The organism is Aminobacter ciceronei (assembly GCF_014138625.1).
GTDB lineage: Bacteria > Pseudomonadota > Alphaproteobacteria > Rhizobiales > Rhizobiaceae > Aminobacter > Aminobacter ciceronei.
Genome location: NZ_JACJHY010000054.1, coordinates 1 through 26,603, shown reverse-complemented (window position 1 = coordinate 26,603; position 26,603 = coordinate 1). Strand labels below are relative to the sequence as shown.

General features: G+C 63.5%; 25 protein-coding genes and 1 tRNA gene. 3 read left to right on the top strand and 23 right to left on the bottom strand.

Annotation, left to right across the window (positions count from 1 at the left end; translation table 11 throughout):
- Window positions 1-18: 18 nt before the first annotated feature.
- Window positions 19-95, top strand: a tRNA-Met gene (locus HNQ95_RS31340).
- A gap of 419 nt (window positions 96-514) precedes the next feature.
- Here HNQ95_RS31340 and HNQ95_RS31335 read toward each other — a convergent pair.
- From HNQ95_RS31335 to alr, 20 genes are all read right to left on the bottom strand, one after another.
- Window positions 515-1,243 carry a phytanoyl-CoA dioxygenase family protein gene (locus tag HNQ95_RS31335; protein WP_067955478.1) on the bottom strand — a complete coding sequence of 243 codons (729 nt, stop codon included), beginning with the start codon at window positions 1,241-1,243 and terminating at the stop codon, window positions 515-517.
- Between the two features lie 10 nt (window positions 1,244-1,253).
- Window positions 1,254-2,069 (bottom strand): glycosyltransferase family 32 protein, encoded by an 816-nt coding sequence (locus HNQ95_RS31330; protein ID WP_067955476.1) that lies wholly within the window; start codon window positions 2,067-2,069, stop codon window positions 1,254-1,256.
- Between the two features lie 108 nt (window positions 2,070-2,177).
- A complete protein-coding gene (locus tag HNQ95_RS31325) occupies window positions 2,178-2,519 on the bottom strand; it encodes a DUF8776 family protein (RefSeq protein ID WP_182576067.1) in 342 nt (113 codons plus the stop codon).
- A 61-nt stretch (window positions 2,520-2,580) separates the two neighbouring features.
- Window positions 2,581-3,087 carry a chemotaxis protein CheD gene (locus HNQ95_RS31320; protein ID WP_067965849.1) on the bottom strand — a complete coding sequence of 169 codons (507 nt, stop codon included), beginning with the start codon at window positions 3,085-3,087 and terminating at the stop codon, window positions 2,581-2,583.
- Between the two features lie 26 nt (window positions 3,088-3,113).
- Window positions 3,114-3,503 carry a response regulator gene (locus HNQ95_RS31315; protein ID WP_067955473.1) on the bottom strand — a complete coding sequence of 130 codons (390 nt, stop codon included), beginning with the start codon at window positions 3,501-3,503 and terminating at the stop codon, window positions 3,114-3,116.
- Window positions 3,481-4,551: a protein-glutamate methylesterase/protein-glutamine glutaminase gene (locus HNQ95_RS31310; protein ID WP_067955471.1), complete on the bottom strand. Its 1,071-nt coding sequence runs from the start codon at window positions 4,549-4,551 to the stop codon at window positions 3,481-3,483. The genes HNQ95_RS31315 and HNQ95_RS31310 overlap by 23 nt, the downstream gene beginning before the upstream one ends.
- On the bottom strand, window positions 4,548-5,444 hold the full coding sequence (locus tag HNQ95_RS31305) for a CheR family methyltransferase (RefSeq protein WP_154387180.1): 897 nt from the start codon (window positions 5,442-5,444) through the stop codon (window positions 4,548-4,550). The genes HNQ95_RS31310 and HNQ95_RS31305 overlap by 4 nt, the downstream gene beginning before the upstream one ends.
- The gene (locus HNQ95_RS31300; RefSeq protein ID WP_154387179.1) at window positions 5,441-5,905 is read right to left on the bottom strand and encodes a chemotaxis protein CheW; all 465 of its coding nucleotides are present in this window, start codon (window positions 5,903-5,905) and stop codon (window positions 5,441-5,443) included. Before HNQ95_RS31300 ends, HNQ95_RS31305 begins: the two co-directional genes overlap by 4 nt.
- Window positions 5,906-5,909: 4 nt before the next feature.
- The gene (locus tag HNQ95_RS31295; RefSeq protein WP_210283895.1) at window positions 5,910-8,087 is read right to left on the bottom strand and encodes a chemotaxis protein CheA; all 2,178 of its coding nucleotides are present in this window, start codon (window positions 8,085-8,087) and stop codon (window positions 5,910-5,912) included.
- Between the two features lie 25 nt (window positions 8,088-8,112).
- The gene (locus tag HNQ95_RS31290; protein WP_182576065.1) at window positions 8,113-8,478 is read right to left on the bottom strand and encodes a response regulator; all 366 of its coding nucleotides are present in this window, start codon (window positions 8,476-8,478) and stop codon (window positions 8,113-8,115) included.
- On the bottom strand, window positions 8,475-8,777 hold the full coding sequence (locus HNQ95_RS31285) for an STAS domain-containing protein (RefSeq protein ID WP_182576064.1): 303 nt from the start codon (window positions 8,775-8,777) through the stop codon (window positions 8,475-8,477). The genes HNQ95_RS31290 and HNQ95_RS31285 overlap by 4 nt, the downstream gene beginning before the upstream one ends.
- A gap of 7 nt (window positions 8,778-8,784) precedes the next feature.
- Window positions 8,785-10,776, bottom strand: a complete 1,992-nt coding sequence (locus tag HNQ95_RS31280) for a methyl-accepting chemotaxis protein (RefSeq protein ID WP_210252536.1) — start codon at window positions 10,774-10,776, stop codon at window positions 8,785-8,787.
- A gap of 1,069 nt (window positions 10,777-11,845) precedes the next feature.
- Entirely contained in the window at window positions 11,846-12,916 is a 1,071-nt protein-coding gene (locus tag HNQ95_RS31275; RefSeq protein ID WP_067955465.1) for an ABC transporter ATP-binding protein, read from the bottom strand.
- A 4-nt stretch (window positions 12,917-12,920) separates the two neighbouring features.
- On the bottom strand, window positions 12,921-13,769 hold the full coding sequence (locus tag HNQ95_RS31270; RefSeq protein ID WP_182576069.1) for a carbohydrate ABC transporter permease: 849 nt from the start codon (window positions 13,767-13,769) through the stop codon (window positions 12,921-12,923).
- Window positions 13,769-14,692: a carbohydrate ABC transporter permease gene (locus HNQ95_RS31265; RefSeq protein ID WP_182576068.1), complete on the bottom strand. Its 924-nt coding sequence runs from the start codon at window positions 14,690-14,692 to the stop codon at window positions 13,769-13,771. The genes HNQ95_RS31270 and HNQ95_RS31265 overlap by 1 nt, the downstream gene beginning before the upstream one ends.
- Window positions 14,693-14,881: 189 nt before the next feature.
- A complete protein-coding gene (locus HNQ95_RS31260) occupies window positions 14,882-16,159 on the bottom strand; it encodes an ABC transporter substrate-binding protein (protein ID WP_182576063.1) in 1,278 nt (425 codons plus the stop codon).
- A gap of 30 nt (window positions 16,160-16,189) precedes the next feature.
- Window positions 16,190-17,371 (bottom strand): PLP-dependent transferase, encoded by a 1,182-nt coding sequence (locus HNQ95_RS31255; protein WP_182576062.1) that lies wholly within the window; start codon window positions 17,369-17,371, stop codon window positions 16,190-16,192.
- The gene (locus HNQ95_RS31250; RefSeq protein ID WP_182576061.1) at window positions 17,368-18,096 is read right to left on the bottom strand and encodes a FadR/GntR family transcriptional regulator; all 729 of its coding nucleotides are present in this window, start codon (window positions 18,094-18,096) and stop codon (window positions 17,368-17,370) included. Before HNQ95_RS31250 ends, HNQ95_RS31255 begins: the two co-directional genes overlap by 4 nt.
- Before the next feature lie 361 nt (window positions 18,097-18,457).
- The gene (locus tag HNQ95_RS31245; RefSeq protein ID WP_182576060.1) at window positions 18,458-19,711 is read right to left on the bottom strand and encodes a D-amino acid dehydrogenase; all 1,254 of its coding nucleotides are present in this window, start codon (window positions 19,709-19,711) and stop codon (window positions 18,458-18,460) included.
- Between the two features lie 15 nt (window positions 19,712-19,726).
- The gene (gene alr, locus HNQ95_RS31240; protein WP_182576059.1) at window positions 19,727-20,860 is read right to left on the bottom strand and encodes an alanine racemase; all 1,134 of its coding nucleotides are present in this window, start codon (window positions 20,858-20,860) and stop codon (window positions 19,727-19,729) included.
- 130 nt (window positions 20,861-20,990) lie between these two features.
- On the opposite strand from alr, the gene HNQ95_RS31235 reads away from it, so the two are divergent.
- Complete coding sequence (locus HNQ95_RS31235) at window positions 20,991-21,455, top strand: Lrp/AsnC family transcriptional regulator (RefSeq protein ID WP_067955455.1); 465 nt, start codon at window positions 20,991-20,993, stop codon at window positions 21,453-21,455.
- Window positions 21,456-21,499: 44 nt separating this feature from the next.
- Here the strand turns inward: HNQ95_RS31235 and HNQ95_RS31230 are convergent, their stop codons facing one another.
- The 3 genes from HNQ95_RS31230 to HNQ95_RS31220 form a co-directional block, all read right to left on the bottom strand.
- The gene (locus HNQ95_RS31230) at window positions 21,500-22,933 is read right to left on the bottom strand and encodes an NAD-dependent succinate-semialdehyde dehydrogenase (protein ID WP_067955453.1); all 1,434 of its coding nucleotides are present in this window, start codon (window positions 22,931-22,933) and stop codon (window positions 21,500-21,502) included.
- Window positions 22,934-23,016: 83 nt separating this feature from the next.
- Window positions 23,017-24,138 carry an NAD(P)/FAD-dependent oxidoreductase gene (locus tag HNQ95_RS31225; protein WP_067955452.1) on the bottom strand — a complete coding sequence of 374 codons (1,122 nt, stop codon included), beginning with the start codon at window positions 24,136-24,138 and terminating at the stop codon, window positions 23,017-23,019.
- A 2-nt stretch (window positions 24,139-24,140) separates the two neighbouring features.
- Window positions 24,141-24,827, bottom strand: a complete 687-nt coding sequence (locus HNQ95_RS31220; protein WP_067955451.1) for a GntR family transcriptional regulator — start codon at window positions 24,825-24,827, stop codon at window positions 24,141-24,143.
- A 268-nt stretch (window positions 24,828-25,095) separates the two neighbouring features.
- Here HNQ95_RS31220 and HNQ95_RS31215 point away from each other — a divergent pair, with 268 nt between their 5' ends.
- Window positions 25,096-26,466, top strand: a complete 1,371-nt coding sequence (locus tag HNQ95_RS31215) for an aspartate aminotransferase family protein (protein WP_067955449.1) — start codon at window positions 25,096-25,098, stop codon at window positions 26,464-26,466.
- The last annotated feature ends 137 nt before the right edge of the window (window positions 26,467-26,603 follow it).

Below are 26,603 nucleotides of genomic sequence, written 5' to 3'. Positions count from 1 at the left end.
CGCAAAAATGTCCGGTGGCGCGGGGTGGAGCAGCCCGGTAGCTCGTCAGGCTCATAACCTGAAGGTCACAGGTTCAAATCCTGTCCCCGCAACCAAATACCAAAACAGCCCAGCTTGTCTGGGCTGTTTTGGTATTTGGACGCAGGTGACGGTCGAGTTCAACCTGCATCAGCGGCCCGCTAGGAGCCAAAGCCGACAAAGCGGGACAAAAAGCCAAATCCTGTCCCCGAAACCAACAATAAAAGCCCGCCAAGGTGAAAACCACGGCGGGCTTTTTGCTGTCTCGAACCACGTGACAGCCCGAGCTTGAAGCGTGAGGCGGCCTCCAAAGCCGCAGACCCAACAATCAAAAGCCCCCAAAGGTCAAAACCACCGACGGCTCTGTCGTGGCTGGACGCTGGTGACGCGACAGCTGAAAGTGCTGCACGGTCCGCGCCGGCAAAGGTCGCCGGAGCTCGAGCTGGCAGGCCTCGACCAAACCTGCTCCGCCCGTCAGCCTCATGCTCCTGAAGGCCTAAGCCAAATAGCGCCTGTCCCAGTCGGCCATCCTATGCGCATTGCCGATCTGCATCGCCTGCGAAAAGGCCGAGCGGACACCACCGAACACCGTCGACACCAGGATCTTCGGCCGCGCGGCGAGCTCCGCGCTTGCCATATCTGCATCAGTCGACCCGCGATGCAGCGCCCGGATGTCCATGATAACCACGTCGCCGGCCCTAACGTCGATGCGAACGACGTCCGCGGCCGACGCTTCCGCAAGGGCTTCGAGCCGTGTGTCATCGAGCGGTGTGGGCGTAAGATGCGAGCCTGGCAGGATCCGAAGGCTGGCGCCGTCCTGCAGATAGACCAGTGCCTTGAGGCATCCGGCCGTCTCCGCCCAGGGATCGCAATCCTTGAGGAAACCGCTGTAGCGGCCACGCAGCAGATCGGTGTGCCAGTGTTGGGAACGATTGACCGTAATGTCGCTCAAGCCAAGGGCGAAATACGGGATGTCCTGGTAATAGGCCTGCAAGAACCGGTTGATCGTCTCGTCGGCGGCGATCCTGGCGTGGACTGCCGCCAGGGCTGGAAAGCGATGAAAGCCGGCGAGATGGTAGGAGTGGGCGACGTTACGTGTCTGTCCCATGCTGCCGAGATTGTCGACGGCAGCTTGGCGAAATGCCTCGATTTCGGCTTTGTCGAAGACTTGCGGCAGAACGCAATAACCGTCTCTCAGGCTCAGGTTCGTCAGTTTCGGATCCATGCACCCCAGCTCAGCCCTGCTTCAGCGATCGGCGCTTGCGCACCCGCTTCGCCTTGAGATCGGAGCGCAGCCGCTCGATCAGGCCACGCGTGTCCGGCTCGCCCCAGATGCGCCGTTCGCTCCACAATCGGTTGTAGTTGTTTCCGCCTGATGGCACCAGATCGCTGAACTCGCCTTCCGCTGTCTTGTTGCGGATGGCCACGATTTCTCCGGACGGCATCATCTTGACGATGTTGACCCTGCCGGTTCGGTCGGTGTTCAGCCGCGGCGAGTCGCCGAAGGTGATCGAGCGCCAGTCGGACGTCTCGGCCAGGACGCGGCCGAACAAATAGGGTCCGGTCGGTTCCAGCGACGAGTGGCCATAGAAGCGGGCGTTGAAATGCGTGACGATGCGGTCGATCGCCCGCGCCAGAACCGGATTGCCGGCTTCGGCATAGATGAGCGCGTTGCTCGTCGCCCAGGACGGATGGCCTGATATGTCGCGAAAAACCACCATCTTGCAGCGGCTCCCGATCGCGATCGGGCGCAGGTGGAGATAGGACAGGTCGGAATAGAGCCCGCCATAGCTATGCAGCAGGCAGTAGCGCGCCAGGTCCGCCTTGAAAGCGTAAGGCGTCAACGCTTGATAAGCCTGCAGTACCGGTTCGGGATAGCTGGCGGCGAGAAATGCGGTCAGTTCTTCGTTGTCGTAGCGCCGGTACTCAGCGTCGGGATAGGTCGACCTGAACGACTCGACGTTGCGCGCGAAGCTGTCCGTTGTCGCTGGCGACGGCTGCGCGCCGTCGGTGATCATGATCTGGAAAAGCCGCAGCGGCGGTTTTGTCATTCCATTCGTCCCCGATTGCGACCGTGTTATCAGCCCGAGCGTGGGCGTGAGAAGGGGCTGTCTGGTCTGGCAGGGGGGACGTTGCGGCTATACAGCTCAAAATCGCGGCTAGAACAGCTCAAAATCGCCCGATCGCGCGGCGTTCGGCTGCTCGGAGGTCTGGCCGGCCAGGTGTGCTGCGAGGTCTGAAAGGGTGATCGCTGCGAGGGCCGCTTGCGGATCGAGCTGCCAGACCGGGCTCATGCCCGTGCCGATCTCGTCGAGATAGCCGGCTAAGCAGCGGAGCTTCTGCTCGATGTGATCGAAGCTCTGCAGCGCCTGCGCATAATGCGGGTCGCTGCCGGCGAGCTGGCTGCTCTGGGCGGAAACCAGCGGATGCAGCCTTTCCACTTGCGCGGCGATGTCATTCAACTCGCTGCTCACCCGTCCGAGCAATTCGGAAACGGGCACAAGCGTCTCATGGCAAAGTGCAGTGGCACGCGATGGCATGTCGGAACGGCCTTTCAGAAGATCAGAAGAACTCGACGGAACCGCCCGAAGGCGCGACCAACGGCTGTTTGGGCGGAACAGGCGCAACAAAACCCTTGTCGCCGGAGAGCATGACCTGGCGGGCGCGCCCCGACAATGGCCAGTATTCGACCCGGCGGCCGCGATCGCCGCCGAGGTCGCCGCCGACGATGCTGATGCCTTCATTGCGCAAGAACGTCTCGGCAAACTCGCCGTTCATCGCGCCGATGTCCGAAAGACCTTCGATGGTCCGGGCCCCCCCGAACAGCTTGGCTTCCAGCCGGTGGCGATGGGCGCCACGCTGCAGCAGGCCGTTGACGAGCAACTCCATCAGGTGGACGCCGTAACTCTGGGCATCGAGCGACGAGCGGCCATTGTTGCCGGGCAGCAGGAAGTGGTTCATGCCGCCGGTCCGGGCAAAGGGATCGCGAATGCAGGCGGCGACACAGGAGCCGAGAATGGTCGTCAGCACGACGTCCTCCCGGTCGACCACGTGGTATTCGCCGCGCATGACGGTGATGCGCTGGTTTACAAGGGTCACTTAAGGATCCCGACGATTGCTTCGATAGCCTTCTTGAGCGCCGGCGTGGTGAACGGCTTGGTCAGGAAGTTGTTGACGCCAAGTGCCACGGCGGCTTCCAGGAGCTGGCGGTCGCCCTTGCCGGTCAGGAGGATGAACGGCGTCGCCCGGGTCGGGCCGTAGGAGCGGATCGCCTTCAGCAGCTGCAGCCCGTCGAGTTTCGGCATGTTGAAGTCGGAGATGACCATGTGCGAGGGCTGCTCCATCATCATGCGCAGCGCCTGCTCGCCGTCCTTGGCGATGGCGATCTTGCGGATGCCCATCTCCTGCAGCGCATCGGTGATGAGCATGCGGCTGGTCGTCGTATCGTCGACCACGAGGACCTTAAAGTGTTCGAGGAAGGACATTTTTAGCTCCGTTGGAATTCGAGCGCGTCAGCGCGAGGATATGGGAGGCGATCTTGTCCAGCGGCGCCTGCCGCTCGACCGCGCCGACTTCGAAAGCGACCCTGGGCATGCCGTAGACAAGGCTGGTGGCCTCGTCCTGACCGATCGTGCCGGCGCCTGCCTGGCGCATGTGCAGCAGTCCGGCAGCACCGTCGCGACCCATGCCGGTCAGGATCGCGCCGACTGATTTCGACCCTGTCGCCTTGGCGACCGAGGCAAACAGCACGTCGACCGACGGCCGATGGCCATTGACCGGATCGGTGCTGCGCAGCCGGCAGCGCAACTGGCCGGGCCCCGAAATCTCGAGATGCGTGGCACCACCGGGGGCGAGATAGATGTGCCCGGTCGTCAGCGGCGCGCCATCGACGGCCTCGCTGACACGTGGCCGCGACATGCGGTTGAGGCGCTCGGCGAAGCTCTTGGTAAAGGCTGCCGGCATATGCTGGGTGATCACGGTGGGCGGGCAGTTCTCCGGAAACTGCGACAGCACGGTGATCAGCGCCTCGACGCCGCCCGTCGACGAGCCGATCGCCACGACCTTGCCGTTGGGCACATAGTCGGCGTTGGCAGCAGGCTGCTCGCGCGCGTCGCTCGGCTGGTTCGTCGCCAGCGGGCGGATCTGGGCACGTGCTGCTGCCTTCACCGTCGCTTGCAGCGTGCCGAAGGCGCGGTCGTCGCTGAACGACGCCTTGGAAATGCAGTCGAAGGCGCCAATCTCAAGGGCCGTGATCGTGGCCGTAGCATCCCTTGATGTCAGGCTCGACACCATGATGACGGGCATCGGCCTCAGCCGCATGATCTTCTCGAGGAATTCGAGCCCGTTCATGTTCGGCATCTCGACGTCGAGCGTGATGACGTCGGGATTGAGTTCCTTGATCTTGGCGCGGGCCTCCAGCGGGTCGGCGGCATGGCCGACGACCTCGATGGCCGGGTCGAGGCGCAGCACTGCGGAAAGCAGTGTGCGCATGGTGGCGGAATCGTCGACGATGAGAACGCGAACCGGCTTCATGCGGCGCCCTCGCGCAGCTTGTAGGTGGTGATCCCTTCGGGCTGGAAATCCGCCGTCGCAGGCCCTGAGACGCGCTCGGAATGGCCGATATAGAGTGTGCCGCCCGCCGTCAGCAGCGGAACGAAGCGGCTCCAGATCCGCGACTGCGTCGCTTCCTCGAAATAGATGACGACGTTGCGGCAGTAGATCGCCTGGAACTGACCCTTCATCGGCCATGCGCCGATCAGGTTGAGCTCGCGGAAAGCCACGATCGTACGCATTTCGTCGGCAGCACTGAACGAGTTGCCGTCGCCTGAGCGGACTGGCGTGAACCAGCGCCGGCGCAAATCAGGCGGCACCGGGCGAAGGGCTGCCTCGCTGTAGATTCCCTCGCGACCGAACGCGACCATGTTGGGGTCGATGTCGGTCGCCAGAACCCGGATGTCGTGGTTGGCGGCTTCCGGCATCAGCGACAGGATCGTCAGGGCGATCGAATAGGGTTCGGCGCCATTGGAGCATGCCGCAGACCAGATCCTGACGCGGCCGCCGCGCCTCGCCGCTTCGAGCAGCGGCGGCAGGACCTGCTTGGCCAGATGTTCGAAGTGATGCGGCTCACGGTAGAAATTGGTGACGTTTGTGGTCAACGCCGCCAGCATCCTCTGGCGCTCGTCGAGACCCTCGCGCGAGGCGATGAGCGCGCAGTAGTCGCGGAAGCTTTCCAGTCCGAGCGCCCGCAGGCGCTTGGACAGCCGGGAGTAGACGAGTGCTGCCTTCGCCTCGGTCAGATGGATGCCGGCGTCGGCATGGAGCATCGCCGCGATCTGCCGCATGTCCTCGCCGGTGAGCACGAACTCACCGGCGACCAGGCTCTGGCGCTGATTGTGCGGCTTGTCGATGTTTTGCAGAGTGGTCATGCCGCGATCGGCTCAAGCGCCGGCAGGACGTTGTCCAGTGCGATCAGGCTGATCATGCGGCCTTCGATGGCCAGCACGCCGCGTACGAAGGTCTTGGCCATGTCCGAGGCGACGTCGGGCGTCGGCTTGATGGCGTCGTCGGTGACCGACAATATGTCGGACACGGCGTCGACCAGTAGGCCCACCACCTGGGTGCCGACCTGAGCCACCATGATGACATGGCGAACGGTAGGCTCCGGCGGCTGGAAGCCGAGGCGGGCAGCGAGATCGACGATCGGCAGGATCGCGCCGCGCAGGTTGATGACACCGCGGACGTAGGGCGGTGACTTCGGCAGCACAGTCGCCGGTGCCCAGCCTCTGATCTCGCGCACCGACATGATGTCGACGCAGAATTCCTGCTCGCCGATACGGAACGCGATGAGTTCGCGGCTGCTGTTGTCGTGTTTGGTGGTCTCGATCATGGCATCACCCTGCTGCTGCAAGAACGGGTTCAAGAATGGTCGCGTCGGACTGCGAATTGGCGATCACGGTGTCGACATCGATGATGAGGGCGACGCGGCCATCGCCGAGGATGGTTGCGGCGGCGATGCCCGGCACATGCCTGTAGTTGGACTCCAGGCTCTTGATGACGACCTGGCGCTGGCCCTGGATCGTGTCGACGAGCAGGGCGCTGCGGCGGCCGCCTTCGGTCTCGACGAGGATTGCCACGCCTGCCAGCGGATCGGTGGCGGTGTTGCGGAAGCCGAGCTCGCGGCCGACGTCGATCAGCGGCGTAAACGCATCGCGGATCGCAATGACCCTGGAGCCGCCGCCGAGGCCGTGCACGTCGGCTGCTTTGGGCTGCAAGGTCTCGATGATCGCCGTCAGCGGCACGACCAGCGTCTGGTCGGCCACCGTCACCACCATGCCGTCGAGCACGGCGAGCGTGAGTGGCAGGCTCATGGTGAAGGTCGAGCCCTTGCCGGGGCGCGAGGTGATCGACAACCGACCGCCAAGACCCTGGATCGAGCGCTTGACCACGTCCATGCCGACGCCGCGGCCGGAGATGTTCGACACTTCCGATGCCGTGGAGAAGCCAGGCAGGAAGATCAGATTGTCGATCTCCTCGTCGGACAGCACGGCGTCGGCTGCGATCAGTCCCTTCTCCACAGCGATCGCCTTGACCCGCGAGCGGTTGATGCCGGCGCCGTCGTCGGCAACCTCAATGACGATGCGGCCCGAGCGGTGCATCGCCGAAAGACGCACAACGCCTTCGGCCGGCTTGCCGGCGGCGATACGCACCTCGGGCTTTTCCAGCCCATGGTCGATGGCGTTGCGGATCATGTGCGTCAATGGGTCGTTCAGGCGGTCGATCACCGTCTTGTCGACTTCGGTGCCTTCGCCGTCAGTGATCAAGCGGACCTGCTTGCCGGTCATGCTGGCGACTTCGCGCACCAGGCGCGGAATGCGCTGGAACACCGACTTCACCGCCTGGGCGCGGATCGCCATGACGCAGTCCTGGATCTCGCGCGTCAGGTGCTCGAGCTCGTCGAGGCCAAGGGCCACGGCGGATCCAGGTACGTGTCCGGCTTCCATGACGCGCTGCGACAGCATCGCCTGGTTGATGACGAGCTCGCCGACGAGGTCGATAAGTCGGTCGACACGCTCGAGATCGGCGCGGATGGTCTGCGGGGCACCCGCATTGGCATTGGCGCCGCTTTCGCTGTTGCGCGCCGCGGCAGCCTTGGTCGGCTGGGCCTCGACTTCGGCAACAGCCTCGCGTTCCTCGGCTGATGGCAGCGGGATGATCTCCGCCGTCGTTGCCGGCTGAGCCGCCTCGTCGCCCTGGATGGAGCGGAGCAGGGCAGCGAATGCGTCTTCGGTCGAGTCGGCGCCGGGTTCGGCATCGGAGGAACCGGCGTCGGCTGCCTGGATGGTCAGGCTGGAATCCCATTCCACGAATTCGAAGACTTCGCGGATCGCGTCCTCACCCTTTTCGGTGGTGAGCTTGATGGTCCATTCAAGATAGGCGCCTTCCGGATCGAGTGCGGCGAGAGACGGCAAGCCGCTTGCGTCGCAGTTGATTTCCAGCTCGCCGAGCCGTTCCAGTTCGCGCAGCACCAGCACCGTCTCGTTGCCCTTGGCATAGAGTTCGGGCCTGGGCTTGAAAGTGATCGTGTAGCTGCGCCCGATATCGACGGGTGCGTCCGAGAAATCGAACGCCACGGTGACGGGCGTGAAGGAGAAGTCGCTCATGTCGTCTTCTTCTTCGGCTTCCGCCTCTGCCCCGCCGGGGCTCAGTGCGGTGAGCTCGCCGACAAGCACTTCGCTGCGGCCGCTGTCGACCGTGTGGCCATCGCGTGCCGCCGCCACGAGATCTGCCAGAAGGTCGGCGGCGCGCAGCATGACTGCCATGACGTCGGCCGTCGGTTCCAGCGCGCCGTTGCGGACGTGGTCGAGCGTGGTTTCGAAGACATGGGCGAACTGCACAAGGCCTTCTAGGCTGAAGGCGCCAGCGCCGCCCTTGATCGAATGCACCGCGCGGAAAACCGCGTTCACGGTGTCGGATTCGGCTTCCCCGCGTTCCATCGCGAGAAGGCCGGTTTCCAGTTCGGCGAGTTGTTCCTCGCACTCCTGGAAGAAGGTCTGCTTGACCGCTGCCATTGCGTCCACGGACATGTCTCCCGGTTCAGGCCGACACGCGGCGGATGGCATCGATCAGCTTGGCAGGATCGAATGGCTTGATGATCCAGCCGGTCGCACCTGCACGGCGGGCGCGATCCTTCTTCTCGGCATCGCTCTCGGTGGTCAGCACCAGGATCGGAATGCCGCGATAGGAGTCGTCTGCACGCACATGCTCGATGAAGCCGAAGCCATCCATGCGGGGCATGTTGATGTCGGTGACGATGACCCGCGGGGTCTCTGTCTTCAGCACCTCGAGGCCATGGACGCCGTCCTCGGCTTGAATGACCCTGTAGCCGGCTTGCGTCAGCGCCAGTTTCAGCATCTCGCGCATGGTGCGAGAATCATCGACGGTCAAAATGGTCGCGCTCATTCCGGCATCTCCTCCTTGGTGAAATCCGCTTCCGAGAAGCCCAGGAGCCGCAGGCCTTCGACGAAGCCGGGCGTCAGGTTGGTGAAGGAGAGCGCGGTGTCATCCGCGCTCCAGGTTTGTTGCGCCGACAGGAGAACCTGAAGGCATTGACCGCCGATCCGCTCCACGCGCGAGGCATCGATGGTCAGCGCGGTTCCGCGCATTGCAAGCAGGCTTTCGGTCAGAGGCGCTGCCGCCCTGAAGTCCAGCGCTGCCGCAAGCTCGAGTATCCGTTGTGAAGGATCGGACACGGTGGTCATGGCTCGATCAGAACTCCTGCCAGTCGTCGGCCGCCGGAGCGACCGCACGGGCTGCGGAAGAACCGAAGCTCGACGATGCGACCTTCAGTTCCGGCCGTGGCGCGCGCGCCGGAGCCTTGGGGCTTGCTGGGCGGCTGCCTTCGACGACCGAGAGTTTGCCCAGCCGGAACGTGCTGATCTGGCGCGACAGCTCTTCGGTTTCCTGCGACAGTGAGTGGCTTGCGGCAGTCGATTCCTCGACCATCGCGGCGTTCTGCTGGGTCACCTGGTCCATCTGGTTGACCGCCGAGTTGACCTGGTCGAGACCGGTGGACTGCTCATGCGCGCTGGCCGCGATGTTGGTGACGACGGCATTGATCTCGGCCACCTGGAGAACGATGCGCTCCAGTGCCTTGCCGGTCTCGGCGACCAGCTTGACGCCTTCGCCGACCTGGGTCGTCGAAGCGGAGATCAGGCTCTTGATCTCGCGGGCGGCTTCCGCCGAACGCTGGGCCAGCGCGCGCACCTCCGAGGCAACCACGGCGAAGCCGCGTCCAGCGTCGCCGGCGCGAGCCGCTTCGACACCGGCGTTGAGCGCCAGGAGGTTGGTCTGGAAGGCGATCTCGTCGATCACGCCGATGATGCGGCTGATCTGCTCGGACGACTTCTCGATCGTGCCCATGGCATCGATGGCCTTGCGCACCACCACGCCGCTGGTCTCGGCATCGGTCTTGGCCGTCGAGACGACATCACGGGCATGCACTGCACCTTCGGCCGTCTTCTTGACGGTCGCGGTGATCTCGTCGAGCGCGGCTGCGGTCTCTTCGAGGCTTGCGGCCTGCTGTTCGGTGCGGCGCGATAGGTCGTCGGCGGCGGTGTAGATCTCGCCGGTGCCGGCGTGGATCGCCTTCACCGAGGAGGTGATGCTGAGCATCGTCTGCTGCAGCTTCTCAACGGATTCGTTGAAGTCCTGGCGCAGCTTGACCAGCTTGTCGGGGAACGGCGCGTCGATGCGGTGCATCAGGTCGCCCTTCGACAGCGCGTCGAGGCCGTGGCCCAGTGCCGAGATCGCAACCATGTCCTGGCGGTCTTCCTCGGCCTTCTGCGCGGCGCGCAGTGCGGCCTCGTCCTCGGCGCGGCGGCGCGTCTCGGCGGCTTCTGCCTCGAGACGAACCTTCTCGATCGCGGCTTCCTTGAAAGTCTGCACGGCGGACGCCATCTGGCCGACTTCGTCGCGGCGGCCGATGGCCGGAACGACGACCTTGAGGTCACCGGAAGCCAGGCTGCGCATCGCCTGCGTCATGTTGTTGACCGGCGTTGCGATCTGGCTGGAGAGCCACAGCGCGATCACGACGAGGATGGCGATAGTCAGGCCGGCGCTGCCGAGCTGCAGATACTGTGCAGTGGCGATGGCGTCGTTCTTGAGAACGGCGGTTTCGGTCTCCCACCGGGTGATCTCGGCCTGCATCTCTGCAACCGCCTTGCGAACGGTGGCCTGCACCTCAGATGCCCGAACCGAGGACCCGCGCTCGCGACCCTCTGCGTAGGTAGCTTGATTGCCGGCCAGCTGGACCATCGGGTCGCCGACCTCATTGCGCCAATTCTCGGTCATTGCCCTAAAGTTCTCGACGGCGGCGATGACAGCCTTGTCGTCGATTGGCAGGTTCACAGCTTCGGTGATCGTCTTGTCGACGTTCTTCGAGGTCTCGTGATAGCGCTTGGCTACGTCTTCCCTGAGATTGAGCAAGTAGGTTCGAGCAATGTTGGATCGATCGAGGTGGAGCGCTTCCGCCTTGCCGACGGTGGAAAGCACGCGGCTGGCCACCTCGAGTTCCGCACTGGCAGCTTCAAGCTGGCTGAGGGCGCGCATCATCATCCCGCCGACGACGAGGCTCACGATGACGATCGCCGAGAAGGCAAGCACCAGCTTGCGCGTGATGCTGAGATTGGTTGTGGAGAAGCCCCCTCTCTGAGGCGGAGCGCCGTAATGGGTGGCTGTTGGATCGAAGGTGGAACTCATTGGGCGTTTCCTTGCCGTAGAGGTAGAACGTGGTTGCCTGGCCCCGACACGTCTTCTTCGCCGGCAAAGTATTGCCGATCGCTGGGAAGCGTTTCGCTTCGCACCGCCTGAAGACATGCAGGAATGTGAGTAGGGGATGGCGCCGGCGGCGTCGCCAGCGCGTGTTTTGCTTCGAAAAGGAGGAGATCTAAGAGAGGTTTCTCAAACGTCGCTTATTAGAAAATGCTCATGTCTTGCCTGCTACTTCATTCCCCGAGAGCGCCGACAGGAACCCCTCCCTGTACTTAAAAATTTAGCTATCTCGTTGACTCGACGTATTCAGAAGAAATTACCCAAGTGTAAATGCCGGCAGCACTGCCAAGGATCCGAGTCATCAGTACTTGTACGGCAAGAGTCATTCGCGCTGCGCAAGCAATGTGTGAAAGATAAGTCGTCGGTATTGAGAATGATCCGCTTAAGATAAACCAGTACTCTTGCAAGAACACTGGTCAGTTGAATCAGGCTCGATCCTAGTCGGCACCGATCCATGTAAGCCGCCGCTGACAGTCGAATCCGCTGCATTTTCGGCTTTTTCGCACGGTTGCTGCCCGGTGACTCAAGGGAAAGGCGGCTATCGATCTGCCTCATTCTTGCCACAGGTGGCGGTCGACTTGTTGGAGTTCAGAGGTCGATGCGCTGCGAAATTCCGCTGAGTCGTGCAAATTTTTTTGCGGTTTGACGCCGAAGTTGACCTTGAGTCACGCGATCGGCGTTGGTGTCTGCGCGCGTCGGTTGTGAGCCAGTTTTGCAATTCGCCGAACAAGGGGAATCATCGCTTGCTGCACTTGACTTCGGTCGCGCGCGGGCTGCTTCCCTTAGTTGAATCCGCACGCGTTTTACTTCCTGTCTAGTTGCAGAACGCATCGTCGCTGGCCGCCGAGGACGCTTTGTGCACAAATGAAAATGCCGCCTGGACCGTTCCCACAAGAATGAATGGCGTCGTTGAAAGTTTGTACACAAACGAAAAAGGCGCCGACTTTGGCCGACGCCTTCACAAGATGGATGCTGGTGGTACCAGCTCGCGGCTAGCTTATCCGATGCGCTGGCCGCTCTTCGGATTGAATACATGCAAGTCGGCAGCACTTACCGACAGCCGGACGGTGTCGTCAGGCTTCACCGCGACCCGCCCCATGGCAAAGACACACGCCTGCTGGCCGGCAAGCCTGGCATAAAATTGCGTCGACAGGCCGAGAGGCTCGACCACCTCGACCCGAACGGCGATGCCGCCATCGCCGGCGACGCGCATATGCTCGGGCCGCAACCCTATCGTCACCTCGTCACCGTCGGCAACCGGCAGGCTGGCCAGTACGGGCAGGCGCTGGCCGTCGCTCAGGACGGCCGCTGCATCATCGCCCGTCCGCCTGACAGTCGCCGGCAGGAAGTTCATGCCCGGCGAGCCGATGAAGCCGGCAACGAAAGCGTTGGCGGGCCGGTCGTAGAGGTCGAGCGGCGCGCCGACCTGCTGGACGACGCCATCATGCATGACGACGATACGGTCGGCCATCGTCATTGCCTCGACCTGGTCGTGGGTGACATAGACCGATGTCGTCTTGAGCTGCTGGTGCAGTGCCTTGATCTCGGTGCGCATATGCACGCGCAGCTTGGCATCCAGGTTGCTGAGCGGCTCGTCGAACAGGAACACCTTAGGGTCGCGCACGATGGCGCGGCCCATGGCGACGCGCTGGCGCTGGCCGCCGGAGAGCTGGCGCGGCAGACGCGCCAACAGCTTGTCGAGCCCGAGCCGGTTCGCCGCGCCATTGACCCTGGTGTCGATCGAGCCCTTCTCGGCCTTCCGAAGCGCCAGGCTGAAGCCCATGTTCGAAGCGACGTTCATGTGCGGATAGAGCGCATAGGACTGGAACACCATGGCGATGTCGCGGTCCTTGGGCGCGACGTCGTTGACGACGCGCTCGCCAATGCGGATCTCGCCCGCCGAAACCTCTTCCAGACCGGCGATCATCCTCAGCAAGGTCGACTTGCCGCAACCGGAGGGGCCGACGAGCACCACGAACTCGCCGTCTGAAATCTCGAGGTCAACGGCCTGGAGCACGTTGAGCGAACCGTAATCCTTCTGGACCTTGTTGAGTGTAACCGAAGCCATGGTCCTACCCTTTGACGGCGCCGGCGGTCAGGCCGGTCACAAGATAGCGTTGCAGGAATGCGAAGAAGATGCAGACCGGGATGAGCGCCAGGATCGACGCCGCCATCATCTGTCCCCAGTCGACGGCGAATTTGCCGATGAAGGTGAGCAGTCCAACGGCGAAGGTCTTCTGGCCCTCGCTGGAGATCAGCATCAGCGCGAACAGAAGTTCGCTCCACGCCGCGGTGAAGACGAAGCCGAGCGTCGCCCCCATGCCGGGCAGCGTCAGCGGGATGATGATGCGGCGCAAAGCCTCGAAGCGGGTGCAGCCGTCGATCATCGCCGCTTCCTCCAGGTCTTTCGGTATGCCGTCGAAGAAGGATTGCATCAGGAAGGTCGCGAAGGCGGTGTTGAAGGCGGTGTAGATGATGATCAGCCCGGTCAGGCTGTTGGTCAGGCCGATCTCACCCATGATGCGGTAGATCGGCGGGATGACCATCACCAGCGGGAAGGTCTGCGTCAGCAAAAGGGCTATCGCCACCGTCGTCTTGCCACGGAAGGAGAAGCGCGACATGGCGTAGCCGGCGCCCGAGGCGATGACGGTCACCAGGATGGCCGTGGTCACGGAGACAAGCACGCTGTTGAAGAAGTAGAGTGGAAAATCGCTGGCCTTCAGCACCGTGGCATAGTTCTCGAAGGTCGTCGCCGACGGCCACAGCGTGATGCCTTCGGAATAGAGCAGCGACTGCGGCGTCACCGAGATCTTCAGCGTCCAGTAGATCGGAAACAGCGCGAAGATGACGTAGGCGGCAATGGCGCCGTAGAGCCCGATACCGCCGAGCAGGCGCGCGGAATTGGAGCGTCCGGCAATCATCACGAGTACCTCGCGAGCGAGCGGCGGATGCCGATCAGCACCACCGCATAGGCGATGAGAAGGATCAGCAGCAGCACTGCCACCGCCGAGGCGTAACCCTTGTCGAGCGACTTGAAGGCGCTGACATAGATGTAGGTGGCGACCGTGTTGGTCGAGCCGGCCGGTCCGCCCGAGGTCATGACGAAGATCAGGTCGGCGAAGGTCGCGATCCAGATCGTGCGCAGCATGACGGTGATGGCGATTGTCGGCGCCAGGAACGGCAGCGTCACTTTGGAAAAGCGCTGCCATGGCGAGGCGCCGTCGATGGCCGCGGCCTCGTGCAGCTCGGACGGGATCGACTTCAGTGCCGCCAGAAGCGTGATGGCGAAGAACGGGATGCCGAACCAGACATTGGCGATGATCGGCCCCCACATGGCGATCTTGGGGTCGGCCAGGATGTTGCTCGGCTCGGCCATGATGCCCATGGCGTAGAGCCAATGCGGCAGCGGCCCGACGATCGGGTTGAACAGCCAGGCCCAGGTGAGGCCGGACAGGAAGGATGGTACGGCCCAGGGCAGGAACACCACCGCCTGCACCATCTTGCGGCCCCAGAACGGCCGGTCGAGCAGGAGCGCCAGGCCGAGTCCGAGGAAGAACTGGAAGAACAGGCTGCCGACGGTCCACCACAGCGTGTTGACCAGCGCTTGGGCAAGCAGCGGATCGGAAAACAGTGCCTGGTACTGGCCGAGGCCCACATATTCGGACTTGAAGGCCGAGAATTTACGAAACGAATAGCTGATGCCGATGATGAGCGGCACGAGCAGCACCGTGACCAGCAGGATCAGGGCTGGGCTGAGATAAAGCCACGGCTCGAAGCCGGGCAGGACGGAACCCCTGCGCCCCGCCTTGCGGGGCGAATTCGATTCGGCGACTGCAGTGGTCATGGCGACGCTTTCGGGCGATGCTTTCGGCATGGCGAAAAGATCGCCCCCTCGCGCGCGACCTCGTCTCCAAGGGGAGAAAGGGCTTGGCGGCGATGCCGGCATGACCGCGAAACGCGGTCGCGAGGGGGCAGCAAAGGAGCCCTGGCGACAGGGCAGGGTTGGCGGGACATCGCTGCCCCGCCATGGCCGTTACTTCTTGTTTTTGGCCATCCAGTCCTGCTGTTCCTTGGTCAGGAACGCAGCCCACTCGTCGGCGATGTCCTTGGCCGTGCGCTGGCCGAGGAGTACCTCCTGGACATTCTTGACCGAGACCTGGTCATAGAAGTTGCCGAGGTTTTCGAGATGCACCGGCGGCGTCACGAACTCGAACTTGTCGGGATTGTTCAGCTCCTCGAACCAGCCCTTGAACTGCTCGGTCTTGAAGTGCGGATCGTCGGCGGCGCTGTTGTGGATCGGCAGCACGCCGACTTCCTTGGCCCAGCCGATATTGTTTGCCGGCGAAAGTAGCGTCGACATCAGCTTCCAGGCGTCGTCCTTGACCTTGGAACTGGCGAACATCGACCACCCGGCATAGCCGAGCGTCGGATAGGATTTTCCAGACGGACCGGCCGGCATCGGGGCCACGGCGAAGTCTTCCGCCTTCATCTTTTCGGCGATGCCGATCAGCGCGTCCGGGTCCTGGTCGAGCATGGCGCATGTGCCGGAGTAGAAGCCGGTGACGATCTCGTTGAAGCCCCAGCTGACACTGTCCTTGGGCGCGTAGCCTTCCTTGTAGATGTCGGCCAGCATCTGCAGGCCCTTGACCGAGCCTTCCTCGTTGATGGTCGAGGTGCCGTCCTCGTTGAAGTAGCCGCCCTTGCCGTTGGCGATGTTCATGAACATCTGCACGCCGTTGAAGCCGCCGGGGCCGCCGCGCATGCAGTAGCCATACTTGCCTGGAATGGCTGAGATCTTCTTGTTGGCGTCCATGAACTCGTCGAGCGTCGTCGGCGCATGGTCGAGGCCGGCTTCCTTGAACAGATTCTTGTTCCAGAACATGGCGCGCAGGTAGTAGCCGTAGGGAAGCATGTACTGCTTGCCGTCGACGACGGAACCGAACTGCTTGGCGCGGTCGCCGAGCGTTGCGGCGTCACCCCACTTGGCCATGTAGGGCGTGAGATCCTCGAGCTGGCCGTTGGTGCCGTAGAGGCCGAGCCAGCGCTCGGGCATCTCGACGATGTCGGGCGTGTCGCCGGCCTGGACCATGGTCAGGAATTTTTCGAAGGCCTGACCCCAGGGCAGCGAGACGAGCTCGACCTTGATGCCCGGATTGGCGGTCTCGAATTCGGCGATCTGCTTTTTCAGGAATTCGGTGCGGGGCGGGCTGGTGATGACCTCCACCATCTTGATTGTCGAGTCGGCGAGCGCCGACCCCGCCGACAATGCGAGGCCCATGGCCGCCGCGAACAACACTCCGTACTTCTTCATTCCAGTCACTCCCATTCTTGGATCTTGAAGTTATTTTCTTGTTGCACTCTCGAAGGCCCGACTGACGTCGGCCCAGAGATCCTCCACGTTTTCCAGCCCGATATTCAGCCTGATGGTTCGCGGGCTGACCCCGAACCGGCCGATCGAATTGGCATCCGGCGTCTGCTGCAGCGAGGCGAGCGCCGGCACCACGAGGCTTTCGTGACCGCCCCAGCTGACGCCGATGCGGAACACTTTCAGCGCGTCGGTGAAGGCAGGCACGTCGATGTCGTCGGTCACCTCGAAGGAGAACAGGCCGGAATAGCCAGTGAGCGTCTTCTTGCCCGGATGGTTGGAGAAGGCGGGGTGGTTGACGCGCTCGACATGGCCGTGGCCCTTCAGCCGTTCGGCAATCGTCAGCGCGCTCTTCATGTGGTGCGGCAGGCGCAAAGGCAGCGTGCGCAGTCCGCGCAGCAAGAGCCACGCCTCGAAAGGCGACAGCTTGGCGCCGAGATAGGGATAGGTGCGCTCGTTGATGCGGCGAATGTGCTCGGCCGAGCCGGCGACGACGCCGGCAACCGTGTCGCTGTGGCCGCCGAGATATTTCGATGCCGAATGCATGACCACGTCGACGCCGTGCAGGATCGGCTTCTGGAACAGCGGCGTCGCCCACGAATTGTCGATGACGGTGACGATGCCTTGCGCCTTGGCGAGTGCCGTCAACACCTCGAGATCCTGCAGCTCGAACATCATCGAGGTCGGGCTTTCGAGATAGAGCATCGCCGCGCCCGGCAGTGCTGCCTTCACCGCGTCCGGGTCGGAGCCGTCGACATAATCGACCTTGATGCCGAGATGCGGCAACAGCCGCTCGAACAGGCGGTAGGCGTCGCCGTAGCAGTTGCGGATGGCGACGATGCGCTGACCCGCGCCGACAAAGGCGAGCACGGTCGAGCTGATTGCCGCCATGCCGCTGGAAAATCCGCGCGCCGCCTCGGCCCCTTCAAGGGCGGCGATCTTGCTCTCGAATTCCATGACCGTCGGGTTGTTGCCGCGCGAATAGATCGGCTTGGTGCTGCGCCCGGCAAACACGTCCGCCATCTCGGCATAGCTGTCGAAAGTGAACAGCGATGTCTGGTAGATCGGCGGAACCACAGCGCCGCCGGGGAACGGCTCGTCATGGGCCAGCAAGGTCGCCGCCTCGGCTATGAAATCGCGCTCGAACTCGCTGTTCATTTGTATCCCGCACGTTTGAGATTGGCGTCGCCGCGGCGAAGGTCGGCCTCGACGGTGGCGATCAGTTTCAGCGCTTCGCCGCGCGCTCCTTCGGCGTCGCCAGCCGCAATCCGCTCGTAGACCGTGCGGTGATAGGGAAAGCTGGCGTGGCCGAAATCGCGGACGCCCAGCGGATGCTCCCAGAAACGGTGGAACAGCTCATGCATTGCCGAGATGATCTGTTCGAATAGCGGATTGCCCGACACGCGGTAGATCGCCTGGTGGAAATCCCAGTCTTCGTCCGAGGACATGCCGGCGCGGCTGTGGAAGGCTTCTTCCATGACCTCGAGCTTCTGGCGGATGATCTCGACTTCGGCCGGACCGGCGCGCAGGGCGCACAGGGCGGCGGCTTCGGCCTCGAGGCCACGGCGGATTTCCAGCGTGTGCATCAGGCTTTCGAAGTCGTTGCCCGAGGCAAATGTCAGCGGCAGATGCAGCATGTCGCGCGATACCGCCGCCTTGAGATAGGTGCCGCTGCCCTGGCGGCGTTCCACCAAGCCAAGTCCTTCCCAGCGCGTCAGCGCCTCGCGCACGGTGGTGCGGCTGACCTTCAGCCGCTCCGACAGGACGCGCTCGGTCGGCAACCGGTCGCCGGGCTTGAGCTCTTCGTGGATGACGAAGTCTGCCAGCACGTTGAGGACTGCATCATCGCGCGCAGTGGCTTGGAGGGGAGGCAGGTCGAGCACGTCGCGGCCTTCAAATGGTACAATGGTCAGACCAATTTCTGCATGGCCAGTTGCGGCTGTCAATCGCGAATGTCAGGAAAGTTCAGGAGCGACTGACCGGACACCGGTCGTGGGCAACTGATACGAGGCGTCTGGCGATGCTGGATGCCGCGTCGAGATGAGTGTTGTTGACGGTCGTGGTCAACTGGTCGGCAGGGTCATCTTCGCAATTTTTTCAAAGCCTTGCGGACAATGCGATGCACAATAGGCCGCCTCCGAGGTCGGAGGGCGGCCTATTGCGACAAGACAGTCAACTGGGCGACGAGGGTCGTAGCATCGGAAAACGCAGGTACGGCCTGGCGCCCGCGCGACAGCTGATGTTTCAGGCGTAGCGCGACAGAGCGAGGTCGGAGACGTCGATCTCGGGACGGACGCCGCCGATCATGTCGGCCAGCACCCGGCCCGAACCGCAGGCCATGGTCCAGCCCAGCGTGCCGTGGCCGGTGTTGAGGTAGAAGTTGTCGAACTTGGTGCGTCCGATGACCGGCGTGCCATCCGGCGTCATCGGCCTCAGACCGCTCCAGAAGGTGGCGCGGCTCTGGTCGGCGGCGCCGCCGAACAGGTCCTCGACCGAGAACTGCAGCGTTGCCTTGCGCGACGGCGACAGGTCGGTGTTGAAGCCGGCGATCTCGGCCATGCCGCCGACGCGGATACGGTCGCCGAGGCGGGTAATGGCGATCTTGTAGGTATCGTCCATGATCGTCGACACCGGCGCCTTGCTCTCGTCGACGATAGGCACGGTGATCGAATAGCCCTTGACCGGATAGACCGGGACCCGGAGGCCCAGCGGCTTGACGAAGGACGGCGTGAAGCTGCCGAGTGCGCCGACGAACATGTCGGCCTCGACATCGCCTTCCGAGGTGCGGACGGCGACGATGCGCTTGCCTTCCTGGCGCAGGCTTTCCAGCTTCACATTGTAGCGGAACTCGACGCCGAGCTGTTCCGCGAGTTTGGCCAGCTCGTTGGTGAACTTGAAGCAGTCGCCGGTCTCGTCATTCGGCAGGCGCAGGCCGCCGGCGATCTTTTCGCGCACCGGCGCCAAGCCCGGTTCGGCACCGACGCAGCCGGCGGGATCGAGCACTTCGTAAGGCACGCCGTCGCTCTGAAGCACCTCGATGTCCTTGGCAATGCCGTCGAGCTGCTTCTGGTAGCGGAACAGCTGCAGCGTGCCCTGCGTGCGGTGGTCATACTGGATGCCGGTATCGTCGCGCAGCGCAATCAGCTGGTCGCGGCTGTATTCGGCGAGGCGGACCATGCGGCTCTTGTTGAGCGCGTAGCGGGCCGAGGTGCAATTGCGCAGCATTGCCGTCACCCAGCGCCAGGTCGAGACGTCGAGCATCGGCTGGATGATCAGCGGCGCGTGCTTCATGAACAGCCACTTCATCGCCTTTTGCGGAATGCCGGGAGCGGCCCAGGGCGAGGCATAGCCGGGCGAGATTTCGCCGGCATTGGCAAAGCTGGTTTCCAGCGCCGGACCGACCTGACGGTCGAGCACGGTCACCTTGTGACCCTGCTTGGCCAGGTAGTAGGCAGAGGTGACGCCGATGACACCGGCACCGAGAATGACTATGCGCATGATTGCCCCTGTGGTTTAGCGCGCTGCCGGGCTGAGGTAGCGGCGTCTGTAGCGCCGGCCCAGGCTGGTCAGGATTTCGTAGGAAATGGTGCCGGCATCCGACGCGATCATTTCGAGCGTCTGGTGCGGGCCGATCAGTTCGACCATGTCGCCAAGCTTCAATGTTCCGGTCGGCAAGCCGGTGACGTCGAGAATCATGCTGTCCATCGACACGCGCCCGACGATCGGCAGGCGCACGTCACCGAACCAGGCAGCGCCTGAATTGCTGAGATGGCGCGGTAGGCCGTCGGCATAACCTGCGGCGATGGTGGCGAGCCGCATTTCGGACCTGGCGACGAAGCTTGCCCCATAGCCCACCTCGGCACCCGCCGTCACGGTGCGGGTCTGGACGACGCCGACGTCGAGGCGGACCACCTGCTGCATCGGATTGACGCCCTCGCCGAGCGGCGCGCCGCCATAGAGCGCTATGCCCGGCCGGGCGAGATCGCCATGAAAATCGTCGCCCAGGAAGATGCCGGCGGAATTGGCAAAGGACAGCTTGGCATCGGGGAAGCGTGCGCGCACGTCCCGCATCCGTCCGAGCTGGCGGGCGTTGGCATCATGCGCCGGCTCGTCGCCGCAGGCGAGATGGCTCATCACGATGTCGATGTGGATGCCGTCGAGCCGGTGTGGTTCGGCGATCAGCGTTTCCAGCTCCTGCGGCTCGAGCCCGAGCCGCGACATGCCGGTGTCGGCCTGGAGTGCTGCCGGCAACGTCACGTTGCGCGCCCTCGACGTGGCCGACCAGTTGGCGACCTGTTCGAGCGAGTTCAGCACCGGCACCACGCCGAGGTCGGCGCAATCGGCCTCGCTGCCCGGCATCAGACCGTTGAGCACCAGGATGCGTGCGTCAGCAGTGAGATGCGGCTTCAGCCTGACCGCTTCGATGAAATGGGCGACGAAGAAGTCGCGGCACCCGGCGGCGTATAGAACCGGGGCAACCTCGGCCACGCCGAGCCCATAGGCATCGGCCTTGACCACCGCCGCGGTCCTTTCAGGCGCGTTGCGCTGGCTCAGCTGCCGATAGTTCTCGACCAGAGCGTCGAGATCGATGGTCAGCACGCCGCATGCCGCACGGCTCTCAATGTCGCTTTGCACGCCCATTGTCATATCAGGAAATTGTCCTCACCTTCGCCAAAGAATATCGCAATGATCGGCGAAAATCTTGCCAATGTGATGATGATCATGCGAACTGTGCGTAATCTGTGCAATTTTCGAAGCGTTGTTGAAAGGAACAGCGATGCCCTCTCTGGACGCCATCGACCGCGGCATCATCCGGGCATTGCGCGCCAATGCGCGCGTCAGCAATGCCAGCCTCGCGGCCGAGGTTGGCCTGTCGCCATCAGCCTGTCTCAGACGGGTGCAGTTGCTGGAGCAGGAAGGGGTCATCAGGGGCTACACCGCGATCATCGGCAATGCCGCGGCCGACGAGGGCATCGCCGTCATCGTCCAGATCACGCTGGAGCGGCAGACCGAGGAGTATTTCAACCGCTTCGAGCTCGCGGTGCGGCGCTACCCCGAGATCAAGGAGTGCTACCTGATGACCGGCGATTCCGACTATTTCCTGCGTGTCGAAGTGGCCAGTGCCGGCGATTTCGAGCGCGTGCACAAGGAGATCCTGTCAGCGCTGCCGGGCCTCGCCCGGATCCATTCGAGCTTCTCGATCCGCAACATCCTGCAGTCGAAACGGCCGAAGACGTCTTGAAGAAAAGCCGGCGCCCTGGTGGTACGCCGGCTTTGTTGTCAGTGTCAGACGGCTGACTGGGTCACGAATTTGGTGACCAGATAGGCTTCGAGCGCTTCGGTGCCGCCTTCCGAACCGTAACCGCTGTCCTTGACGCCGCCGAACGGCGTTTCGGGCAATGCCAGGCCGAGATGGTTGATCGTCAGCATGCCGGTTTCGATCTCGGCGCCGAGGTCGGTGACCGTCTTGTTCGACTTGGTGAAGGCATAGGCCGCGAGGCCGTAGGGCAGGCGGTTGGCCTCGGTGACGACGTCCTCGAAGGTCCTGAACGGCATCACCAGCGCCACCGGGCCGAAGGGCTCCTCGTTCATGATGCGCATGTCGGTGCGCACGCCCGACAGCACCGTCGGCTCGAAATAGGAGCCCTTGTTGCCGATGCGCTTGCCGCCAGTCTCGAGTCTGGCGCCGTCGGCCACCGCCTCGGTGATCAGCTTTTCGACCGCTTCCAGCCGGCGTTCATTGACCAGCGGGCCCATGCGGCTGCTGGCCTCCAGGCCGTCGCCGACCTTCACGCCCTTGGCATGCTCGACGAACTTGCCGAGGAAGCGGTCGTAGGCGCCTTCCTGGATCAGGAAGCGCGTCGGCGACACGCAGACCTGGCCGCCATTTCGGAACTTCGACGCGGCGAGCGTCGCTGCGGCTGCGTCGACATCGGCGTCGTCGAACACCATCGCCGGTGCATGGCCGCCAAGCTCCATCGTCGCGCGCTTCATGTGGGTGCCGGCCAGCGCCGCCAGATGTTTGCCGACCGGTACAGAGCCGGTGAACGACACCTTGCGGATGACCGGATGCGGCACGAGGTAGCCGGAGATTTCGGGCGGGTTGCCATAGACGAGGTTGAGCACGCCGTCGGGCAGGCCGGCATCCCTGAACACGTCGGCAAGGCAGGCCGGCGACGCGGGCGTCTCTTCCGGCGGCTTGACGATGATCGAGCAGCCGGTGGCAAGGGCTGCGCCGATCTTGCGCGCCGCCTGCGAAATCGGGAAGTTCCAAGGCGTGAACGCTGCAACCGGACCGACCGGCTCCTTGACGACGATCTGCTGGATGCCGGGCGCACGGGCCGGAATGACGCGGCCATAGGTGCGGCGGCCTTCCTCGGCGAACCAGTCGAACAGGTCGGCTGAGGAGAGCACTTCCATCTTGGCTTCGCCGACCGGCTTGCCCTGTTCCTGCGTCAGCAGTGTCGCGATCGCATCGGCGCGTTCGCGTAAGATGTCGGCGGCGCGGCGCAGCACCTTGGATCGGTCGTAGGGCGACACCTTGCGCCAGATCTTGAAGCCGCGCTCGGCGGCGGCGAGTGCCCGGTCGAGGTCGCCCTTGCCGGCCGAGGCGACCTTGCCGATCACCTCGTTGGTGGCGGGGTTGTAGACGTCGATGGTCCTGCCGCCTTCGGCCGCCGTCCATTTGCCATCGATGAACAATTTCACTTCGGGGTACATGCTGTGTCCTTGCTGGGTCGTTCGTGAGCGGATGAAGATGGGGCAGGCGTCGCCGGGCGGCGGGTCACGCCTCGAATGGTGCGCTAGACATAGGTTCGCTTCAGCTTCCGTGCCACCAGTTCTGCGATTGCCAGCGACGAGGTCAGCCCCGGGCTTTCGATGCCGAACAGATTGACCAGTCCACTGACGCCGTGGACCTCCGGGCCTTGGATGACGAAATCGGCAGCCGGCTCGCCGGGCCCGACAAGTTTGGGGCGGATGCCGCAGTAGGTCGCACTCAGGCTGTCGTCGGCGAGGCCGGGCCAATATTTCCGGATCTCGCCATAGAAGTGGTCGGCCCGTCGCGGATCGACCGTGTAGTCCTTGGTCTCGATCCACTCGACATCGGGGCCGAAGCGCATGCCGCCATTGAGGTCGAGCGTCAGATGCACGCCGAGCCCGCCCGGTTCAGGCACCGGATAGATCAGCCGTGAAAACGCCGGCTTGCCTGACACCGAGAAATAATTGCCCCGGGCATAAAGCAGCGCGGGCACGAATTTCGGGGAGAGCCCCGCCAGCGATGCGGCGAGCCTGTTCGCGCCAAGACCGGCGGCGTTGACGACATGCCGTGCTGCGATCTCGAAACCTGCGCCGCTCGAGCTGTCCAGTGTCTGCAGCACGAAACGGCCCGCTTCGATACGACCGGAAACGATCTCGGTGTTGAGGCTGAGAAAGGCGCCATGCTCCTCGGACTCACCGAGCAGTGACAGCATCAGTGCATGGCTGTCGACGATGCCGGTCGATGGCGACAGCACGGCGGCGTGGCAGGCAAGAGACGGCTCCATCGCTTGCGCTTCGGTGGCGTCGAGCAGCACGAGGTCGTCGACGCCGTTGGCCCGAGCCTTGTTGATGATGCCTTTCAACGTCGGCACCTGCTCCGGCAGCGTTGCCACGATCAGCTTGCCGCAGCGCTTGTGCGGAACGCCGCGCTCTGCGGCATAGGCGTAGAGCATGTCGCGGCCTTTGACGCACAGCTCGGCCTTCAGGCTGCCCTCGGGATAGTAGATGCCGGCGTGGATCACTTCCGAGTTGCGCGAACTGGTTTCGGTGCCGATGGCATCAGCCGCTTCGACGACGATCGTCTCCATGCCGCGCCGGCTGAGTTCCCGCGCCACGGCGAGACCAATGACGCCGGCGCCGGCGATGATGCAGTCGACCGTCTCCATGGTCAGCCGGCACTCCCGGTCGGCTTCAGCGCCGCGAGCTGCTCGATGATGGCCGAGCTTGCGCCGCGGATGTCGTCGACGATGGCGCGCTCGGCCCGGTCGGCGTCGCGGGCCTCGATGGCTAACAGGATCATGTGGTGATAGTCGATCATCGCCCGCCCGCCATGCTGGTAGGACGCCGCGATCATCGGCCCCATCTGCAGCCACAGCCGGTTGAGGATGCCGCGCAGCACGGTCATGCCGGCGATCTCGGCCAGCGCAAAATGGAAGGTCTGGTTCAGTTCCAGCGCCGCCGGCCAGTCCGCCGCGGCAATGGCCTGCTCGTTGCGCGTGACGAGTTCGCGCAGCCGCTCGATGTCCCTGGCCTCGGCCTTCAGCGCTGTCTCGCGCGCGGCAAGCCCCTCCAGCTTCATCCTGATCTGACGGATTTCGAGATAACGCTCCAGCGTCATGACAGGCACGCGTACTTCGCGCGCCGACTTCTGCACCAGCGCCTCGTCCTGGATCAGGCGCAGTATGGCATCGCGCACCGGTGTCACCGACGTACCCAGCGACTGCGCCAGGTCGCGGATGGTCAGGCGCGCGTCGGGCGCGAAGCGTCCCTTGATCAGCGCGTCGGACAGCTGGCCGTAGACAATCTCGCCGAGATTGTCGTGCTCAACCATCTGCAAGGCGAAGCCTTCGGTCATCGGTTTCCTTCGCTCATCTGCTCATTGTCCGGGCTCGCATGGCGCCGGGGTCAGGTCGCGTGCCCCTTTGTCGGTACTGGGCAGCTGCGGCACCCTGGCCTTATCTGGCCTGCCCGTGCCGCTTCTCTGGCCCTTGACATTGGTCCACACGAAAAACATGATGCATCAAACAACAATTTACGGATTTTGCAAGCGGTCGCTGACCGCGAACGCAAGATCATCGACATCGTCGCCCTGCCGGCGACGCTTCATCCAGTGAGGAACGACAATGGACAGCCAGCCGAATTCGCCCGAGGCGCGCGACAAGAAATTCCACATGCACGCCTACACCAATGCCCGCCGCCACCAGGAGGTCGGCCCGCTGATCATCGAAAAGGGCGACGGCATCTATGTCGAGGACATCTCGGGCAAGCGCTACATCGAGGCGATGTCGGGACTGTGGAGCGTCGGCGTCGGCTTCTCCGAGAAGCGCCTCGTCGATGCCGCAACGAAGCAGATGGCCAAGCTGCCCTACTACCACAGCTTCACCCATAAAGGGCACTCGCCGCTGATCGACCTCGCCGAGAAGCTGGTGACGATGGCGCCGGTGCCGATGAGCAAGGCGTTCTTCACCAATTCCGGATCCGAGGCCAATGACACGGCCATGAAGATGATCTGGTTTCGCTCCAATGCGCTCGGCCAGCCCGAGCGCAAGAAGATAATCTCGCGCAAGCGTGCATATCACGGCGTCACCATCGCTTCCGCCAGCCTCACCGGCCTGCCCAACAACCATCTGTCCTTCGACCTGCCGATCGCCAATGTGCTGCACACATCGTCGCCACACCACTGGCGTGAGGCGCTGCCTGGCGAGACCGAGCAGCAGTTCTCGACCCGTCTCGCCGACGATCTGGAAAAGCTGATCCTCGCCGAGGGCCCCGAAACCATCGCCGCCATGTTCGGCGAGCCGGTCATGGGTGCCGGCGGCGTCGTCGTCCCGCCGGCCGGCTATTGGGAGAAGATCCAGGTCGTTCTCAAGAAGTACGACATCCTGCTCGTCGCCGACGAAGTCATCTGCGGCTTCGGCCGCACCGGTAACATGTTCGGCTCAGAAACCTACGCCATGCAGCCCGACATCATGGTCATGTCGAAGCAGATCTCGTCGTCCTATCTGCCGATCTCGGCGCTGATGATCAACGACAAGGTGTTCGAGCCGATCGCCGACGAAAGCAACCGCATCGGCACCTTCGGTCACGGCTTCACCGCCGGCGGTCATCCGGTCGCCGCCGCCGTTGCGCTCGAAAATCTCAAGATCATCGAAGAACGCAATCTGGTCGCCAACGCCCGCGAGGTCGGCGCCCACATGCAGAAGCGCCTGGCGAAAATCGCCGCGCACGATCTCGTCGGCGAGGTCCGCGGTGTCGCCCTCATCGGCGCCATGGAGCTGGTCGCCGACAAGGCAACCAAGGCGCCATGGGGCTCCGCTGGCGCACTTGGCGGCCTGGTCAACGGCCTGCTGCAGCAGAATGGCATCATCTCCCGCAACATGGGTGACGCGCTTGCCTTCTGCCCGCCGCTGATCATCAACGACAAGCAGGTCGACGACATCTTCGACGCCGTCGAGAGGTCGCTCGACGAGGCAGCGAAGCACGTCAAGGCCTGATCGTCGATTCAACCAGGCAACAGCAAAAAGCCCGCCATCCGGCGGGCTCAGACTGCTGACAAACCCCGTCGAATTTCGGCGGGGTTTTGTTTTGTGGGTTGATTGAGCTTTTGGATTGATGTCGGGGGGCAGATGCC

Bases quoted from the DNA above. Each gene is read 5' to 3' on its own strand.
- HNQ95_RS31265 (WP_182576068.1), bottom strand. From the start codon at position 14,692: ATGACCACTGCAGTCGCCGAATCGAATTCGCCCCGCAAGGCGGGGCGC.
- HNQ95_RS31335 (WP_067955478.1), bottom strand. From the start codon at position 1,243: ATGGATCCGAAACTGACGAACCTGAGCCTGAGAGACGGTTATTGCGTT.
- HNQ95_RS31260 (WP_182576063.1), bottom strand. From the start codon at position 16,159: ATGAAGAAGTACGGAGTGTTGTTCGCGGCGGCCATGGGCCTCGCATTG.
- HNQ95_RS31275 (WP_067955465.1), bottom strand. From the start codon at position 12,916: ATGGCTTCGGTTACACTCAACAAGGTCCAGAAGGATTACGGTTCGCTC.
- HNQ95_RS31220 (WP_067955451.1), bottom strand. From the start codon at position 24,827: ATGACCGAAGGCTTCGCCTTGCAGATGGTTGAGCACGACAATCTCGGC.
- HNQ95_RS31225 (WP_067955452.1), bottom strand. From the start codon at position 24,138: ATGGAGACGGTCGACTGCATCATCGCCGGCGCCGGCGTCATTGGTCTC.
- HNQ95_RS31245 (WP_182576060.1), bottom strand. From the start codon at position 19,711: ATGCGCATAGTCATTCTCGGTGCCGGTGTCATCGGCGTCACCTCTGCC.
- alr (WP_182576059.1), bottom strand. From the start codon at position 20,860: ATGACAATGGGCGTGCAAAGCGACATTGAGAGCCGTGCGGCATGCGGC.
- HNQ95_RS31235 (WP_067955455.1), top strand. From the start codon at position 20,991: ATGCCCTCTCTGGACGCCATCGACCGCGGCATCATCCGGGCATTGCGC.
- HNQ95_RS31330 (WP_067955476.1), bottom strand. From the start codon at position 2,069: ATGACAAAACCGCCGCTGCGGCTTTTCCAGATCATGATCACCGACGGC.
- HNQ95_RS31305 (WP_154387180.1), bottom strand. From the start codon at position 5,444: ATGACCACTCTGCAAAACATCGACAAGCCGCACAATCAGCGCCAGAGC.
- HNQ95_RS31295 (WP_210283895.1), bottom strand. From the start codon at position 8,087: ATGGCAGCGGTCAAGCAGACCTTCTTCCAGGAGTGCGAGGAACAACTC.
- HNQ95_RS31315 (WP_067955473.1), bottom strand. From the start codon at position 3,503: ATGTCCTTCCTCGAACACTTTAAGGTCCTCGTGGTCGACGATACGACG.
- HNQ95_RS31230 (WP_067955453.1), bottom strand. From the start codon at position 22,933: ATGTACCCCGAAGTGAAATTGTTCATCGATGGCAAATGGACGGCGGCC.
- HNQ95_RS31270 (WP_182576069.1), bottom strand. From the start codon at position 13,769: ATGATTGCCGGACGCTCCAATTCCGCGCGCCTGCTCGGCGGTATCGGG.
- HNQ95_RS31300 (WP_154387179.1), bottom strand. From the start codon at position 5,905: ATGATCGAGACCACCAAACACGACAACAGCAGCCGCGAACTCATCGCG.
- HNQ95_RS31215 (WP_067955449.1), top strand. From the start codon at position 25,096: ATGGACAGCCAGCCGAATTCGCCCGAGGCGCGCGACAAGAAATTCCAC.
- HNQ95_RS31310 (WP_067955471.1), bottom strand. From the start codon at position 4,551: ATGAAGCCGGTTCGCGTTCTCATCGTCGACGATTCCGCCACCATGCGC.
- HNQ95_RS31290 (WP_182576065.1), bottom strand. From the start codon at position 8,478: ATGAGCGCGACCATTTTGACCGTCGATGATTCTCGCACCATGCGCGAG.
- HNQ95_RS31255 (WP_182576062.1), bottom strand. From the start codon at position 17,371: ATGAACAGCGAGTTCGAGCGCGATTTCATAGCCGAGGCGGCGACCTTG.
- HNQ95_RS31320 (WP_067965849.1), bottom strand. From the start codon at position 3,087: ATGCGCGGCGAATACCACGTGGTCGACCGGGAGGACGTCGTGCTGACG.
- HNQ95_RS31280 (WP_210252536.1), bottom strand. From the start codon at position 10,776: ATGAGTTCCACCTTCGATCCAACAGCCACCCATTACGGCGCTCCGCCT.
- HNQ95_RS31285 (WP_182576064.1), bottom strand. From the start codon at position 8,777: ATGACCACCGTGTCCGATCCTTCACAACGGATACTCGAGCTTGCGGCA.